Annotated in this window: 15 protein-coding genes; 7 read left to right on the top strand and 8 right to left on the bottom strand. The window is 69.0% G+C overall.

Translation table 11 applies throughout. The features are described 5' to 3' along the window. Nucleotides 1-3: 3 nt before the first annotated feature. The 3 genes from EV278_RS08610 (at nucleotide 4) to EV278_RS08600 (ending at nucleotide 1,469) form a co-directional block, all read left to right on the top strand. Nucleotides 4-816, top strand: coding sequence for a TauD/TfdA family dioxygenase (locus tag EV278_RS08610; RefSeq protein ID WP_132089392.1), 813 nt, complete (start codon nucleotides 4-6; stop codon nucleotides 814-816). Between the two features lie 63 nt (nucleotides 817-879). Next, nucleotides 880-1,161: a type II toxin-antitoxin system ParD family antitoxin gene (locus EV278_RS08605; protein ID WP_132089390.1), complete on the top strand. Its 282-nt coding sequence runs from the start codon at nucleotides 880-882 to the stop codon at nucleotides 1,159-1,161. Between the two features lie 2 nt (nucleotides 1,162-1,163). After that, nucleotides 1,164-1,469, top strand: coding sequence for a type II toxin-antitoxin system RelE/ParE family toxin (locus EV278_RS08600; RefSeq protein WP_132089387.1), 306 nt, complete (start codon nucleotides 1,164-1,166; stop codon nucleotides 1,467-1,469). Nucleotides 1,470-1,497: 28 nt separating this feature from the next. Here EV278_RS08600 and EV278_RS08595 read toward each other — a convergent pair whose 3' ends face one another. Genes EV278_RS08595 through EV278_RS08585 form a run of 3 tightly spaced genes read right to left on the bottom strand, consistent with a single transcriptional unit; the run spans nucleotide 1,498 to nucleotide 3,712 of the window. Continuing rightward, a complete protein-coding gene (locus EV278_RS08595) occupies nucleotides 1,498-1,983 on the bottom strand; it encodes a VOC family protein (protein ID WP_132089384.1) in 486 nt (161 codons plus the stop codon). A 10-nt stretch (nucleotides 1,984-1,993) separates the two neighbouring features. Then, a complete protein-coding gene (locus EV278_RS08590; RefSeq protein ID WP_132089381.1) occupies nucleotides 1,994-2,818 on the bottom strand; it encodes an oxidoreductase in 825 nt (274 codons plus the stop codon). A 39-nt stretch (nucleotides 2,819-2,857) separates the two neighbouring features. Beyond that, entirely contained in the window at nucleotides 2,858-3,712 is an 855-nt protein-coding gene (locus tag EV278_RS08585; RefSeq protein WP_132089559.1) for a TauD/TfdA family dioxygenase, read from the bottom strand. Between the two features lie 275 nt (nucleotides 3,713-3,987). Here EV278_RS08585 and EV278_RS08580 point away from each other — a divergent pair, with 275 nt between their 5' ends. Genes EV278_RS08580 through EV278_RS08565 form a run of 4 tightly spaced genes read left to right on the top strand, consistent with a single transcriptional unit; the run spans nucleotide 3,988 to nucleotide 8,053 of the window. After that, nucleotides 3,988-5,217, top strand: a complete 1,230-nt coding sequence (locus tag EV278_RS08580; RefSeq protein ID WP_132089378.1) for an SRPBCC family protein — start codon at nucleotides 3,988-3,990, stop codon at nucleotides 5,215-5,217. Beyond that, a complete protein-coding gene (gene ygiD / locus EV278_RS08575; protein WP_132089375.1) occupies nucleotides 5,214-6,002 on the top strand; it encodes a 4,5-DOPA dioxygenase extradiol in 789 nt (262 codons plus the stop codon). Before EV278_RS08580 ends, ygiD begins: the two co-directional genes overlap by 4 nt. A gap of 13 nt (nucleotides 6,003-6,015) precedes the next feature. Continuing rightward, nucleotides 6,016-7,092, top strand: a complete 1,077-nt coding sequence (locus EV278_RS08570) for an acetamidase/formamidase family protein (RefSeq protein WP_132089372.1) — start codon at nucleotides 6,016-6,018, stop codon at nucleotides 7,090-7,092. Between the two features lie 7 nt (nucleotides 7,093-7,099). Then, nucleotides 7,100-8,053: an AraC family transcriptional regulator gene (locus EV278_RS08565; RefSeq protein ID WP_132089369.1), complete on the top strand. Its 954-nt coding sequence runs from the start codon at nucleotides 7,100-7,102 to the stop codon at nucleotides 8,051-8,053. Nucleotides 8,054-8,103: 50 nt separating this feature from the next. Here EV278_RS08565 and EV278_RS08560 read toward each other — a convergent pair whose 3' ends face one another. From EV278_RS08560 to EV278_RS08540, 5 genes are all read right to left on the bottom strand, one after another. After that, nucleotides 8,104-8,595, bottom strand: coding sequence for a hypothetical protein (locus tag EV278_RS08560; RefSeq protein WP_132089367.1), 492 nt, complete (start codon nucleotides 8,593-8,595; stop codon nucleotides 8,104-8,106). Between the two features lie 159 nt (nucleotides 8,596-8,754). After that, entirely contained in the window at nucleotides 8,755-9,033 is a 279-nt protein-coding gene (locus EV278_RS08555) for an HU family DNA-binding protein (RefSeq protein WP_132089364.1), read from the bottom strand. Between the two features lie 279 nt (nucleotides 9,034-9,312). After that, nucleotides 9,313-9,516: a hypothetical protein gene (locus tag EV278_RS08550; RefSeq protein WP_018060960.1), complete on the bottom strand. Its 204-nt coding sequence runs from the start codon at nucleotides 9,514-9,516 to the stop codon at nucleotides 9,313-9,315. A 51-nt stretch (nucleotides 9,517-9,567) separates the two neighbouring features. Continuing rightward, nucleotides 9,568-13,344: a LamG-like jellyroll fold domain-containing protein gene (locus tag EV278_RS08545; RefSeq protein WP_132089361.1), complete on the bottom strand. Its 3,777-nt coding sequence runs from the start codon at nucleotides 13,342-13,344 to the stop codon at nucleotides 9,568-9,570. Nucleotides 13,345-13,461: 117 nt separating this feature from the next. Beyond that, on the bottom strand, nucleotides 13,462-14,730 hold the full coding sequence (locus tag EV278_RS08540; protein ID WP_243692131.1) for an SGNH/GDSL hydrolase family protein: 1,269 nt from the start codon (nucleotides 14,728-14,730) through the stop codon (nucleotides 13,462-13,464). Nucleotides 14,731-14,805 lie beyond the last annotated feature (75 nt).

The following is a 14,805-nucleotide window of genomic DNA, read 5'->3' as shown; positions in this document are numbered from 1 at the left end:
CACATGACCTATGACGTCCTCGACGTGAAGCCGATGACCCGCCGGATCGGCGCGGAGATCTTCGGCGTCGACCTGGGGCGGCCGCTCAGCAACCGCCAGTTCGAGGAGATCCACCGGGCCCTGACCCAGCACCAGGTGATCTTCTTCCGCGACCAGGAGATGGACCACGACGCCCACAAGGACCTGGGTCGCAAGTTCGGGAACCTGGCGATCCATTCCGGCGTGCCAGGCCTGCCCGAGCATCCGGAGATCGTCGCCATCCACGCCGACGCCAACTCCAAGTTCGTGGCCGGCGAGAACTGGCACTCGGACCTGACCTGCGATCCCGAGCCGCCCCTGGGCAGCATCCTGTACATGAAGGTCCTGCCCGACGACGGCGGCGACACCTGCTTCGCCAGCATGTACGCGGCCTACGAGACCCTGTCGGACAGGATGAAGGCCTATCTGGAAGGCCTGTCGGCGGTGCACGACGCCAATCCGGTCTACAAGGCGATCTTCCCGGACATCGACCGCAAGTACAATTGCTCGACCCACCCGATCGTCCGAACCCATCCGGTCAGCGGCCGCAAGAGCCTGTTCGTCAACCCATCCTACACGACCCATGTCGCCGGCGTGTCCAAGGCCGAGAGCACGGCGATCCTCAACTTCCTCTACCAGCACGCCTCCAACCCGGACTTCCAGGTGCGCTTCCGCTGGCGCAAGAACTCGGTGGCCTTCTGGGACAACCGCTGCACCTGGCACCAGGCGATCTGGGACTATTTCCCCGACACGCGGACCGGCTACCGGGTGACGGTGGCGGGCGACAAGCCATTCTAGGGCGGCCCATGACAGAGCGGCGATCTCGTGGTAGCACTAGGTCGTACCGACGTGGAGGCATGGATGTCGACCGCCGAGAAACTCAGCATCGCCCTGACCCCGGAATTGACGGCGGATATCCGTCAGGCCATCGCCACCGGCGAATATGCCTCGACCAGCGAAGTGATCCGCGACGCCCTGCGCGCGTGGAAACAGGTCCGGCAAGGGCGGGCGGCTGCGATCGAGGGGCTGCGCGGCCTATGGCGAGAAGGCGTCGATAGCGACGATGATGCGCCGTTGGATGCCGACGACATCAAGCGGCGGGGTCGGGAACGGCTGAAGGCCCTCGAGGCGTCCAAGGCCTGACGGTGGGGCGCGTCGTTCGCACGCCCAAGGCCAATGCCGATCTCGACGACACCTGGCTGCAGGTGGCGCTCGACAACATGGCCGCCGCGGATCGCCTCATCGACCGCATCGTGGCGCGATGCCAAGCCCTGGGCGACAATCCGCGTCTGGGACCCGCGCGTTCTGAAATAGCTCCCGAAGCTCGAATGCTGGTGATCGGGGGCTACCTCGCGCTCTATCGCATCCTGGGCGCCGACATCCAGATCGTCCGCGTCGTCCATGGGGCGCGGCGGTTGGAGGGCCTGTTCGAGGCCCAATCCGGCGATTGAGCGTTGGAGGTCGGCTTTGCGGCGGCCGCTATTCCCGCGTGAACCCTTCCGGGATTTCCGGGTTCGCGCCCGCCTTGCCCCACAGGACGATCTCGTTGCCCCACGGGTCGCGGAAGGCGTGGTTGTAGCCGTTGAACTCGGCCCAGTAGTGGTCGCGCCACAGCAGCTCGGCGCCCAGGCCCTGGGCCGTGGCCAGGATGCGGTCGGCGCTGTCGTCGTCGCCGATCAGCACCCAGACGCGCGGCTTGCGGCCTTCGGCCGACAGGCCGCGGGGTTCGACGCCGGCCGGGTCGGGATGGGGACGGGCGTTGGCGACCTTGAAGATCCCCAGATGCAGGTTGCCGATCTCGCTGTCGGTCCCGTCGGGCCTCTTGAAGAAGCCGCCGGGCACCATGCGGTGGTACTCGCCCTGCGGCCGGGCGTCGTTCTCCCAGCCGAACACCTGGGCGTAGAAATTGCCGGCCGCGTCGGGATCGTCGGAGGCCAGGTCGACGAAGATCAGGGTATTGGTCACGGGCGGTCCTTCATGGGGCGTAGCCGATGGACAGGGTCAGGTCCTTCCAGGCTTCGATGTCGGCCCGGAGGCCGGCGGCGGCGTAGCCGGCGTATTTCAGGGCGTCCTCGCCCAGCAGCAGGTGCAGGGGCGGGGCCGGTTCGTCGGCGATGCGCAGGATGGCCTGGGCCGCCTTGGCCGGATCGCCCGGCTCGTGGCCGGCATGGTCGGCCATGATCCGCTCGGCGTCGCGGGCCAGGCCGTCATAGTCGGCGATCTTGCGGGCGACGACGGCCTTGGAGCCGCCGGCGAAGTCGGTCCGCAGGCCGCCGGGCGCGACGTTGGTCACCTTGATCCCCAGTTCCGCCACTTCGGCGGCCAGGGTCTGGGTGAGGCCCTCCAGCGCCCACTTGCTGGCGCAGTAGACCCCGGTGCCGGCCCAGACCGCCAGGCCCGAGACCGAGGTGATGTTGATGATGCGTCCGCTGCGGCGGGCGCGCATGGCGGGCAGCACGGCTTTCAGCATCGCTAGCGGTCCGAGCACATTGGTCTCGAACTGGGCGCGGACCTCGTCGAGCGAGGCCTCCTCCACGGCGCCGACCAGGCCGTAGCCGGCGTTGTTGACCAGGATGTCGATCGCGCCCGCCGCCGCCTCCGCCTGGGCGACGCCGGCCCGTACGGCCGCCTCGTCTGTGACGTTCAGCACCAGGGCGCGGCCGCCCAGCCGCTCGAACGCCGCGGCGGCCTCGGCCCTGCGGACCGTGCCGAACACGACGTCGCCGCGCGCGATGGCCGCCAGGGCGATCTCGCGTCCGAGCCCGCCGGAGACGCCGGTGATCAGCCAGGTTTGGGTCATTTCATATTCCGGTCGGTCAGCGAGGGTTTCGCAACGCGCTCAATAAGGCCTGTCGCCCTTTACCCATAGCCGGTGCATGGTCCGGAAGTACTTGGTGTCGTCGTAGAGCGTGCCGGTGTGCAGGGTGCAGCGGTTGTCCCACATCAGAAGGTCGCCCTTGGCCCACTTGTGGCGATAGACGAAGTCGTCGCCGGTCATGAACGCCACCAGCTCGTCGACCAGGGCCAAGCCCTCGGGGCCGGGCTTGCCGATCACCTCGGTCACCGTGCCGGTCGAGGGCCACAGGGCCTTGCGGCCGTCGGCCGGGTGGGTGCGGATCAGTGGATGCTCGACGTCGGGATTGGCCGCTTCCATCTCGGGCGACAGGACCTGCGCCCCGAACTCGCGGGTGGCCATGAAGTGCTTGTAGCTGTGGTGCAGGCGCAGCGGCAGCAGCTCGGCCTGCTTTTCCGGCGACAGGGCGTTCCAGGCGGCGCAGCCGTCGGCCAGCAGGGTGTCTGAGCCCTCGTCGGGAACCTCCACCGCGTAGAGCATGGTCAGCATCACCGGCTCGGGCTTGTAGCTGTAGTCGGTGTGCCAGCCGACCCCGTCGTTGTGGGCGCCGATCGGCCGGCCGTCGACCACGCGGTTGCTGAGGATGAAGATCTTCGGATAGCCGGGCAGGGTGAAGCGCGTCTGGGTGTGGTCCTCGGCCTCGCCGAACCGGCCGATGAAGCGCATCAGGTCGTCCGGCGTCATGGTCTGGCCGGACACCACGACGGCGCCATGGCGGTGGAAGGCGGCGACCACCTTGTCGAGCTCGGCGTCCGAGGCCGACGGCAGGTCGATGTCGTGGATCCGGGCGCCGAAGCCGGGCTTCAGGTCCGAGATCCTCAGGTCGTCGGCGAGCGTCATGTCCACGGGCGCGATCCTCTGGAAGCTGTCCGGACCCGAAGCTAGGGCCGGTCCGAAGACGCGTCTTTCCCCTGCGCGCCCGATCGCTTTCCGGCCGCGTCCCGGCGGCTCGGCGATGCCTGGGCCTTGCGCGGCTTTTGCTCATTTGCGCCCGGGAAGCTGGCGACGGCGCCCGCGCGCCGGGCGACGGCCAACTTATCGTGCGCGCTGGTGCAAGACCGATGGGCGCGCCCCGCCTAGCCTTCGTATCGATTTCGCGAAGGAGCGCATCCGCCATGGGCCCCACGCCCGCCGCAACCCCTCTGGACGACGCGTTCTTCGACGGCCTGTCGCGCTCGATCCGCGAGGTCGACGCGGCCGAGACCTTGCCGCCCGCCTGCTATACCGACGCGGCCTTCTACGCCTTCGAGACCGAGGCGCTGTTCAATCACGAATGGCTGTGCGTGGGCCGCGTCGATTGGGTCAAGGACCCGGGCGACTACTTCACCACCTCGATCATCGGCGAGCCGATCGTCGTGACCCGCAACCGCTCGAACGAGATCAAGGCGATGTCGGCCGTGTGCCAGCACCGCGCCATGCTGGTGGCCGAGGGGAGAGGCAACACCCGCGGCTTCGTCTGCCCCTATCACCACTGGGTCTATTCGCTGAACGGCGACCTGGTGAACGCCCCGGCCATGGAACGGGCCTGCGGCTTCGACAAGAAGGCCGTCAGCCTCCCCAGCTTCAAGGTCGAGATCTGGCTGGGCTTCATCTTCATCAACTTCGACGCCGAGGCGCCGCCGCTGGCGCCGCGCCTGAAGGCGGTCGAGGCCGCCGTCGCCAACTACGACCTCGCCAACGCCGAGGGCCTGAACCCGCCGATGACCGGTCAGTTCGCCTGGAACTGGAAGGTGATGTTCGAGAACAACAACGACGGCTACCACGCCAACAAGCTGCATCGCGGCCCGCTGCACGACTTCATTCCCAGCGAGCTGTGCAGCTTTCCCGACGCCGCCGAGGGCGACGCCGGCTTCCTGCGCTACAACGGCACCACCCACCCGGACGCCAGCTTCAATCCGACCCAGAAGGCGGTCCTGCCGGTCTTTCCCAAGCTGACCGGCCAGGACCGCAACCGCGCCACCTTCGCCAATATCCCGCCGACCCTGTCGCTGGTGATGACCAGCGACATGGTCATCTACCTGATCCTGCGTCCGACGGGGCCCGAGAGCCTGGAGCAGGACACCGGCATCCTGGTCGCCCCCGGCGCCACCGAGACCGCTGGCTTCCAGGAGCGGCTGGAGATGATCATGACCTCGGCGGGCAAGATCATCGCCCAGGACATGCACGTCGACGAACTGGTGCAGGTGGGGCTGCGTTCGCGGTTCGCGGTGCGCGGCCGCTACTCCTGGCAGGAGGGGGCGCAGGTGCAGTTCAACCGCTGGCTTGCGCCGCGCTACCAGAAGGCCTGGGCGAAACTGAAGGGCGGCGACTCCGCCAAGACCGCCGGGCCGGAGGTCGCCGCATGAGCCGCATGCCCGTCGTCTTCTTCGGTCACGGCAGCCCGATGATCGCCCTGGAGACCAACGACACCACCAAGACCTGGAGAGCCATGGGCGCGGCGATCGGCAAGCCCAAGGCCATCCTCTGCATCTCGGCCCATTGGCTGACCCAAGGCGTCGCCGTCACGGCCATGACCGCCCCGCGCACCATCCACGACTTCGGAGCGTCCTTCCCCAAGGCCCTGTTCGACGTCCAGTATCCGGCCCCGGGCTCGCCCGAACTGGCGGCGCGGGTCAGGGATCTGCTGGCGCCGCAGCCGGTGGCGTTGGACCAGCAGGCCTGGGGCCTGGACCACGGGACCTGGTCGGTGCTGAGCAAGGTCTATCCGGACGCCGACGTGCCGGTGGTGCAGCTCAGCATGGACGCCGGCAAGCCGCCCGAGTGGCACTTCGAGCTGGCCAAGCGGCTAGCCCCGCTGCGCGACGAAGGCGTGCTGATCGTCGGCACCGGCAATATCGTCCACAATCTGCCGGCCATGAACTGGGGCGAGCGCCATTGCGCGCCCTACGACTGGTCGCAGCGGTTCAACGACTACATCAAGCAGGCGGTGGTCGACGACGCGCCAGAGCGGGCCGTGAACTTCACCTCGCGGGGCCAGGACGCCGCCCGGTCGGTCCCGACGCCGGACCACTACTGGCCGCTGCTCTACGTGCTGGGCGCGCGCCTGCCCGGCGACGTGGCCAGCTTCGCCCCCGACCATATCGAGCACGGCTCGCTGAGCATGACCTCGGTCACGCTCTCGGCCGCCTGAGGATCGAAGACCGATGCCCTTCATCTGCGAACCCGGCCAGACCCGTCCCGACGTCCTGCCCACCGCCCTGCACACCCTGAACGCCACGCCGGCCACCGTGCACTGGGGTTACTTCGACCCGTCCATCAAGCCGGCCCTGCGCATCAAGAGCGGGGACCTCGTCAGCGTCGAGGCTATCACCCACCACGCCGGCGACGCGCCCGACCTGATGATGGACGAGGCGGTGACCCGGATCTTCACCGAGATTCCCGAGGACGACCGCAATCCCGGCGTCCACATCATGACCGGACCGATTTTCGTCGAAGACGCCAAGCCCGGCGACGTCCTGGAGGTGCGTTACCTGCGCATGGTCCCCCGCAACGCCTACGGCTCCAACCTGGCGGCCAACTGGGGCTATCTCTACAAGGACTTTGGCGAGAAGGAGCGGGTGACGATCTACGAGCTGGATCAGAACACCCACACCGCCAGCGCCCTCTACGCCTACGACTTCGACGGCAAGTACCTGATCCCCGGGACGATCACCCATTGTCCCGAATGCGCCCGTCAGCCGGCCCTGGGCGGCGTGCGGGTGGCGGCGCGTCCGCACCTGGGCACGGCCGGGGTGGCGCCCGCCATCGACGGCCGGGTCAGCACCATCCCGCCCGGGGCCCACGGCGGCAATATCGACAACTGGAGGATCGGGGCGGGGGCGACGATGTATTACCCCGTCCAGGTCGAGGGCGGCCTGTTCTCGATCGGCGATCCGCACGTCAGCCAGGGCGACGGCGAGATCTCCGGCACGGCCATCGAGAGCTCGCTGAACGTGCTGATGCAGATCGTCCTGCGCAAGGACTTCGTCGCGCCCGGTCCCCTGCTGGAAACCCCCAAGTGGTGGATCGTCCATGGCTTCCACGAGGATCTGAACGTGGCCATGAAGGACGCTTCGCTGAACATGCTGACCCTGCTGTCCGACCATGTCGGCCTGTCGCGGAACGACGCCTATTCGCTGATGAGCGTGGCCAGCGACTTCGGCGTCACCCAGGTGGTGGATGGCAAGCAGGGCTGCCACGTGCGCATTCCCCGCGACATCTTTCCCCAGATGAAGGGCTAGCGGCGCCATGAAGGCCTGGTCGTTCAGCACCGACAGTCACCCCCGCGCCGAACGGGCCGAGGCCTGGCGTGCGGCGATGAACCGGTTGGGCCTGCCGATCGAAGGCCTGTCGGACGCCGAGCCGGCCAGCGCCTCGGTGGTCTGCCTGACCTCGCCGCTCGGCATCGAGTTCGCCCTGGTCGAGGCGGGGGCCCAGGCGATCTCCGGCCGGCTGACCGGCCAGCCGGCGGCCGTCTGGCTGGCGGTGCTGCTGGGCGGCGCGGCCACCCTGGTCACGGACGACCTGGCCGAGGCGCTGGAGCCCGGCGACATCGCCTACGGCCCGACCGGCCAGGCCGCGGCCCTGCGGCTGGAGACCCGCTGCCGGCTGATGTTCGTGCGGGCGCCGCGGGTGGCGCTCGACCACCGCCTGATCACCCCGGTCAGCCTGCGGGTGGGACGATTGCAGGCGGCGACCGGGGTCACCCACATCCTGTCGGGCCTGCTGCGGGCCACGGCCGAGGGACTGGAGGACCTGACCGTCGACCAGCTGCGGCCCGTCGAACTGGCCCTGACCGAGTTCCTGGCCATCTGCCTGGCCGAGGGCGGGGCGACGAGCGATGTGCTGGGGGCGAACGCCGGCGCGCCCACCGCCCACCTCCAGCGGCTGTGCCAGACCATCGAGACCCTGCTGCCGGATCCGGATCTGTCGCTGCGTCGGGTGGCCGACGAGGAGGGGGTCTCGCCCCGCTATGTCCAGAAGTTGTTCGCCAGCGCGGACGAGACTTTCAGCCACTATCTGCGCACGCGGCGGCTGGAGCGCTGCCGCACCGACCTGGCCAGCCCGCAACACGCGCGGCTGTCGATCTCCGAGATCTGCTTCCGCTGGGGGTTCAACGGCTCGGCCCATTTCAGCCGGGCGTTCCGCGACCAGTACGGAATGTCGCCCCGGGAGTTCCGGCAGGGGGCGGCGGCGGCCTGAGCCGAGGGCTCGCCTTCACCGGCGGCTCGGACCGAACCTTCGGTGCGAGATCAGGATGACAGGCGAGAGGACAGCGCCGCGCGCGCCGCGAACAGGGCGATCGGCAGGCCGACGCCGAACATGTGGATCGCCACCCCGCCCGCCAGCACCTCGATCGGCGGGACCGGCCGCGGGCCAAACCGCAGCAGGAGCACCCCATAGTTCATCACCAGGTAGCAGCCGATCCCGTACAGCGGCCCCCACAGCCAGGGGCGTCGGTTCAGGAACGGCAGGGCGCGACTGGCGGCGACATAGACCGCGGCCATGACCAGGGCGATGGCGACATGGAGCAGCGCGCCCAAGGCGGCGGCCGCGACGCCGGCCTGATAGGCGGCCTTGCCCAGCAGACCGCTGGCGATCGACTGCAGGATCCGGATCGCGCTGACGCCGCGCAGGCCGAAGAAGATGAAGGCGTAGGTGATGTCCAGCACTGCGGCGGTCAAGCCGCCGCCGAGGACCGCCATCCATGGACTGACCCGACCGTTGCGAAGGGATGTCGCCATAGCGCCTCTCCGTGAAATCGAAGCGAGCCGCCGGGGAGGATGTCGAAGTGGGAAGGGGCGAAACGCCCGCATTGGGCGCCTGGGCGGCCCGGAACGTCTGGCCGCGCGAGGCGGGCCAGGAGGAGCGGCCGGTGGTGAGACCGGCCGCTCGCCGAGGGATTAGCCGTTGACGGCGTCCTTCAGTTGCTTGGCCGGCGTGAAGGCGACCTTCTTGCTGGCCGCGATCTCGATGGCGGCGCCGGTCGAGGGGTTGCGGCCGGTGCGGGCCGGCTTGGCCTGGACCTTGAACTTGCCGAAGCCCGGGACCGAGACTTCTTCGCCCTTCACGGCGGCCTCGGTGATCGACTTGAACACGCCGTCGATGATGGCCTTGGCTTGAGTCTTGGTCAGCTTGTCGTCGGCGGCCACGGCGGCGTCGACCAGATCCGAAACGTTCATAAATCAGCTCATCTGCTGGGAATCAAAAGAGAGCCAACCCTGCCGGGCCAAACGCGCTTTGTCACCTCATCATGAGAACGAGGGTTAACGCGCCGGTCCGGCATGGGCGGGCGGCCGCCAGCTTGCGGAAAATTCCCGCCATTTCAACCCATTGTGGAAGGTTTGCGCGTCTTTCGTCCGACGGCGGACGGAAGCTTGCGCAGGTGCGAAATTCGTTGTGCGGTTGCGAAATGGAGCCGTAACCCGGAGAATCGGGGTGCGAGGGCGCCCGGTCCGGCGTCAGGCCGCGCGGGCCAGCAGGCGTTCGTAACGCTGCAGGATGCGCTCCAGCGTCGAGCGCTTGATCGGCTTGCCGTCGCGCAGCTTGGTCCAGGTGGTCTCGCTGATCGCGTAGCAGTCGAACAGATGCTCGCGCGTCACGGCGGGCAGCCGGGCGCGCAGGCGCTGAACGAGGTCGCGGGGGACGGTGAGGGTTTCGGCCATGGGCGAAGCAACGCCCCCGGAGCGGATCGGCTCCGGGGTCTCCAAGCTAAATCAGGGGGCGACGACGATATTGTTGAGTTGGGTGATTTCCGGCGCGCCGGCCGGGGGGACGATGCGCACGCGATAGCCACTTTTCCAACCGGCCTTCAGCGCGACCTTCGCGGTCTTCGGCTTCAAGTCGAGGGGCGGCGGCAGGACGGGCGTGGTCGCCCGCGCCAGTTCCTGGCCCGAGGCGTCTTCGACCAGCACCACCGAGGCCGGGGCCGGCTTGGCGCCCAGGCTGTGGACGGTGACGGTCAGGCCCGACCGGCCGACCTTGACGTCCTCCCGGCCGATCCCGAGGTCGGGGCGTTCGGTTTCCGGCGTGGCGGCGGGGGTCTGCAGGGTGAACTCCCAGGTCGTGGTCTTGCCGGGCGCGAAGGTCATGTCCAGGCCGGCCGTCCGCTCAAAGGCGACCGAGGTCGCCGGATCGCCGACGCCCTCCACAGCCCGCGCCACCGACCACTGGCCGGCCGCGACGTCCCACCCGGTCATCACCGTGTGCAGCGGCTGGCCCGTCAGGTTGTAGCCGGTGACCTTGAAGCTTTTCTGTCCGCCGGTGACCAGGATGCCGACGTCCTCGGCGGCGGTCGGCGTATCGAACCGCCAGCTGACCAGGTGGCCGGGGAACATCTGGTTGCGGCGCAGGGCCATGCCGCCCAGTCGCGAGCGCTGCAGGATGTCGCTGAACAGCTCCACGCGGTCCGACCACCAGTGGCCCTCCGTGACCATCCACATCCGCTGTTCAGCGGTGGTGATCTCGTCGCTGTAGACCTTTTCCAGATAGGCGACGTCGCCGGTCGAGCGCCAAGCCTGGTAGAGCAGGAACGGGTCGTCCGAACCCTTGTCGACCATGGCCTTGATCATCGGCGTGGCCTGGGCGCGCAGGCCCAGCATGTCGATGACGTCGCTGTTCAGCTCGTCCAGGCCCCGGCCCGGCTGGTGGGCGATCTCGCCTTTCAGCGGCCGCAGGTACTTGTCGTCTCCGGTCCAGCGCCAGGCGGCCCAGAACAGCTGCATGACCGCGACATTGCCGCGGCCCTTGCCGGCCAGCTCGCCGCGCGACTCGCCGGTGGCGGCGTTGATGTCCTCCGGATAGCGCCAGGTCCCGTCCGGATCCTGCTTGCCGTGCGCCAGGTGGCCGTCGGCCAGGCCGATGACCAGCTTGCGCATCGTCGGGTCGCCGTTGAAGTCGGCCAGCAGGATTCCGGGGTGCAGGATCAGGTACGAATAGGGATGCGACCAGCCCCAGGGCCCGTCGCGCGACACGTCGGTGGCCGAGAAATAGCGGCTGAGAATATGGACGTGGCCGTCCTCGCCCTTGTTGGCGACGGTCGGATAGGCCCGGGCCGTCTCCATCATCCGCTCGACGACCTTGGGGGCGCCGTAGCCGGTGTACATGGCCTCGGCCTTGAGGTTGATCGCCTCTTCGTACGAGTGCAGCTCGTCGGTCTTTATCCGCGACAGGCCGCTTGGGATCATGTCGTTCCTGTAGGCCGCATCGAGCAGGGCGTTCAGCGAGGCGGTGGTCTTGTCGGGGATGTCGCCCATCAGGGCCAGGGGCGGCCACTGCTGGGTCAGGTCGTCGTCGTCGGAAACGCCGCCGCCGAAGTCGCCATAGGCCGACTGGCGATTGTCGATCCACCATTCGATGAATTTGCGCACCCGCTTGAGGTCCTCGACCTGCAGGAACGCCCATTTCGGGACGCCGGCGGGGGCGGTGGGCACGGTGACCGGGACGCCGGGCTGCTCGGGATTGAGCTCGGCCCACATCTCGCGGCCATGCGGGTTCGTCGGGTCGACGCGCAGCAGGTCCGACAGCTCCAGGTCCAGCCGCTGGTAGCGGGCCAGGCGCTTGGAGACGTCGTGCTCCTCGACCAGGAAGGCCAGGTTGTCGCGGGCCTGGGCCAGGCGGTCGGCGACGTGCTCGGCCTTGGCGTCGGCCGCGGGCTTGAACTTCAGGCGCACGGCCATGCCGTCCAGCTGCAGAGCGTCGAAGTCGGCGCCGGCCCCGGCGAGGCTCAGATACAGGCTCCGGCCTTCCGGCAGCAAGCGGTCGCGGGTGTCGAGATAAACCGTCCGGGCCTCGCCCGGCTTGACCGAGACGTTGACGTCGATCAGGTCGCGGCCCGGCCAAAGCGGATCCTTGACCTTGATGTTCAGCGGGAAGAGCGCGCCGTGGGTGGGCTTGACCTTCAGGGCGGGGATGTCGATGGCCACACCGTCCAGGCCGGCGTCCATGCCTTGCCAGCCGTACTGGAACTTGCCGACCGGACCGCCGGGCCGGGCCTGGCGGAAGTCGGCCGGGATCAGCACGTGGATGATCGGCTGGCCGGGAGCGGCCGTCGCATCGGCGCGGGGCTTGCTGGGCGCCGAGGCGGGCAGGGCGGCCACGATCGTCCGCTCGCCGGCCGCGTACCGGCCTGTCACGAAGGTCGAAAGCGCGTCCAGCGTCGGATAGGCGGCCGGGTCGGCGCTCGGGCGCACGACGTAGCTGAGGGTGAACTCGTCCGGCTCGGCGGCGGCGGTGACGTTGTAGGCCGCCAGTTCCTGGATCGGGGTTTCCTGCACCACGTTGTCGAACCGCAGCTTGCCGCCGTTCAGGGCCGCGAACTGGTTGAAGGTGCGCAGCTCGCCTTTGGGCCGCGTGGCCAGCAGGGTCTCCTTGCCGGCCGCGTCGATGCGGGTCAGCGAGCCGTAGGCCGCGCCCTGGAACTCCAGGCGGTTCCAGGGCTCGTCGGGCAGGGTGAAGGTGATGGCCTTGCCGCCCTCGACATAGACGTTCCAGTCGGGCAGCTCGAAATAGTCGTGGCGGCCCGGCAGTTTCGAGCGGTTGTAGACGCCGGGCCAGGTGGTCTCGGCGATGCCGTCCGAGCCCAGGCTCATGCGTTCCTTGATGTCGAACTGTTCGGTGAACTCGACCTTGCGGATCGTGGTCCGGGCGTCGGCCAGATAGGGCGGAGGGGCGGCCGGACGGTTCCAGCCGTAGCGGTAGAGCCAGGTCCTGGCGTCGGTGGCGACGACGGCCGGGGCGGGGGCCTTGCCGGCCGCGAGGTCCGCGACGGCGGCGGCGTCCAGGGCGCGGTCATAGACGCGGATGTCGTCGACGTCGCCGCCGCGGACGAACTGGTAGGCGCTCTGCACCTGGTGGGGTGAGATCACCCGGCTGTGCGGGCCGAACTGATCCAGGCCCGCGTCCAGGGCGGCGGTCTGGGCCTTCGAAGCGATGGGCTTGCCGTCGATATAGAGGGCGATCCCCTTGGCCTCGTCCCAGGTGAAGGTGACCAGGATCCACTGGTCCGGCTTAGGCGGCGCGACCGTCGTGCTGACCCGCACCCGCGCCAGGTTGTCGTCAGTGACGAAGGCGTCGAAGCCCTTGCCGTTCCAGTCGATGCGCAGCCAGGCCATGTCCCAGCTGGTGTGGTCGGCGTAGCCGACGCGGAACAGCGGGAAGGGCGTGGTTCCGACCGGATCGCGCGCCCGCCAGTAGAAGCTGAGCGTGCCGCGCTGGGCGTAGAGGTTGCCCGGCGCCATCCAGCTGAGCGTCTCCTCGCCGGCGGCCTCGATATAGGGGCCGTGGACGGGGTCGGTCCTGATCTTGACCTTGTCGGCGAAGTTGGGGGCGGGGTCCCCGCCGGCGACGTCGGCGGTCAGGCCCTTGTCGCCGGTCAGGTGGAACAGCAGGCCGCTGTCGCCCTGCGGGGCGGGGGCGGCGTGGGCCAGCGCGGGCGCGGCGGTCAGTGCGGCCGAGAGCAGCGCCGCCTTGAGGGTGTGTCTTGCGCGGGCCATTCGCCTCCTCCCTGAACTCGCCCTGTCCAGCTTTTCATGGAAACCGGTGTCAATCGAGCGAGACCATGGTCTAGGGTCAAGACATTGCAGCTTTGTTTCGGTCCCGAGCTTTGGCGGTCAGCGCGTGAACAGGTCCAGCGGCACGGCGTCGGCCATGGCCTTGTAGCCGGCCAGGGAAGGGTGCAGGCCGTCGCCGGAGTCATAGGCGGCCGACAGCCGGCTGGGATTGGCCGGGTCGCGGGTCAGCTTGTCGAAGTCGATCACCGCGTCGAAGCGGCCGGGCGTCCGGATCCAGGCGTTGATCGCCTGGCGGTCCTGTTCATTGGCCGCGTCGGGATGGTAGTAGGCCGAACCCCCGAAGGGCATGACCGTGGCGCCATAGACCTTGATCCCGCGATCATGGGCGCGTCGGATCATCTGGTCGTAGGCGGCGGTCATCCGCGCCACCAGGGCGGCGTGGGCCTCGGGGCTGGCGGGCTGGTCGCGGGTCAGGACGCCCAGGTCGTTCACGCCTTCCAGCAGTATGACGTACTTCACGCCCGCCTGGCTCAGCACGTCGCGCTCGAACCGGGCCATGGCGTTGGGACCCAGGCCGTCTAGCAGTACACGGTTGCCGCCGATGCCGGCGTTGAGCACGCCCACGCCCCGGGTGCGCGGGTCGGCTTGCAGCCGGGCGGCCAGGATGTCGGGCCAGCGGTTGTTGCCGTTGGTGGTGACGCCATAGCCGTCGGTGATCGAGTCGCCGAAGGTCACTAGGCTGGCGCCGGCCGGGCGCAGCACATCGACGCCCGAAATCTGGAACCAGCGATCCAGCGACTTGCCGCCCGTCAGCTCCGCGGTCGCCAGCTGGTCGCCGGGTCCGAACCACGAGGTGGTGCGCGAGCCGGGATGGCTGGTCTGCTGGGCCGGCGGCGCGCCGTCGAAGCGGAGCGTGATCGCCAGGTTCGCCAGGGGGGCGGCGGGAAAGTCGATCGGGTCGGACAGGTATTCGGCGCCGGGCGGGATCGTCACCTCGGGGCGGCCGGAGAAGGCCAGGGCGCGGTCGCTGGCCGGGTCGATCCGGGCCGAGCCCGGCGCGGCGGCCAGGGCGACGTGGGCGCCCGACAGTTTCAGCGGTTCGGTCCCGAAGGCGTTGGACAGCCGCACCCGGATCCTGCGGCCGCCGGTGCTGAGCCGCAGGGTCTGGCGCAGCGTGCCGTCGGTCACGTCAGCGGCGGGGAGGGAGTCCTTGGCCGCCGGGACCATCTGAGCCGAGGCCCAGGAGGCCACCCAGCGCTGGCTCTCGGACGCCCTGGCCGGGGCGGCGGAGGCGGGCGTGATCGCGAGGGGGGCGGCGATCGACAGCGCGATCGCCAGACCGGCCAGGGTCCGTTTTCCGATATCCAAGGTTTCCTCCAGCTCCAGCCCGTCCGACGATGGGTCTTGCTTGTCCGCCCAGATCCTAGGCGAGGAAATGAGACC

It is taken from the genome of Caulobacter sp. BK020, assembly GCF_004342605.1.
Lineage (GTDB): Bacteria > Pseudomonadota > Alphaproteobacteria > Caulobacterales > Caulobacteraceae > Caulobacter.
Note: the sequence above shows the minus strand (reverse complement) of the source record. Positions and strands in the feature narration are given on the sequence as shown.

Excerpts from the sequence above, each read along its gene's own strand:
- EV278_RS08610 (WP_132089392.1), top strand. The coding sequence starts at position 4 with ATGACCTATGACGTCCTCGACGTGAAGCCGATGACCCGCCGGATCGGC.
- EV278_RS08605 (WP_132089390.1), top strand. The coding sequence starts at position 880 with ATGTCGACCGCCGAGAAACTCAGCATCGCCCTGACCCCGGAATTGACG.
- EV278_RS08590 (WP_132089381.1), bottom strand. The coding sequence starts at position 2,818 with ATGACCCAAACCTGGCTGATCACCGGCGTCTCCGGCGGGCTCGGACGC.
- EV278_RS08585 (WP_132089559.1), bottom strand. The coding sequence starts at position 3,712 with ATGACGCTCGCCGACGACCTGAGGATCTCGGACCTGAAGCCCGGCTTC.
- EV278_RS08580 (WP_132089378.1), top strand. The coding sequence starts at position 3,988 with ATGGGCCCCACGCCCGCCGCAACCCCTCTGGACGACGCGTTCTTCGAC.
- ygiD (WP_132089375.1), top strand. The coding sequence starts at position 5,214 with ATGAGCCGCATGCCCGTCGTCTTCTTCGGTCACGGCAGCCCGATGATC.
- EV278_RS08570 (WP_132089372.1), top strand. The coding sequence starts at position 6,016 with ATGCCCTTCATCTGCGAACCCGGCCAGACCCGTCCCGACGTCCTGCCC.
- EV278_RS08565 (WP_132089369.1), top strand. The coding sequence starts at position 7,100 with ATGAAGGCCTGGTCGTTCAGCACCGACAGTCACCCCCGCGCCGAACGG.
- EV278_RS08560 (WP_132089367.1), bottom strand. The coding sequence starts at position 8,595 with ATGGCGACATCCCTTCGCAACGGTCGGGTCAGTCCATGGATGGCGGTC.
- EV278_RS08555 (WP_132089364.1), bottom strand. The coding sequence starts at position 9,033 with ATGAACGTTTCGGATCTGGTCGACGCCGCCGTGGCCGCCGACGACAAG.
- EV278_RS08550 (WP_018060960.1), bottom strand. The coding sequence starts at position 9,516 with ATGGCCGAAACCCTCACCGTCCCCCGCGACCTCGTTCAGCGCCTGCGC.
- EV278_RS08545 (WP_132089361.1), bottom strand. The coding sequence starts at position 13,344 with ATGGCCCGCGCAAGACACACCCTCAAGGCGGCGCTGCTCTCGGCCGCA.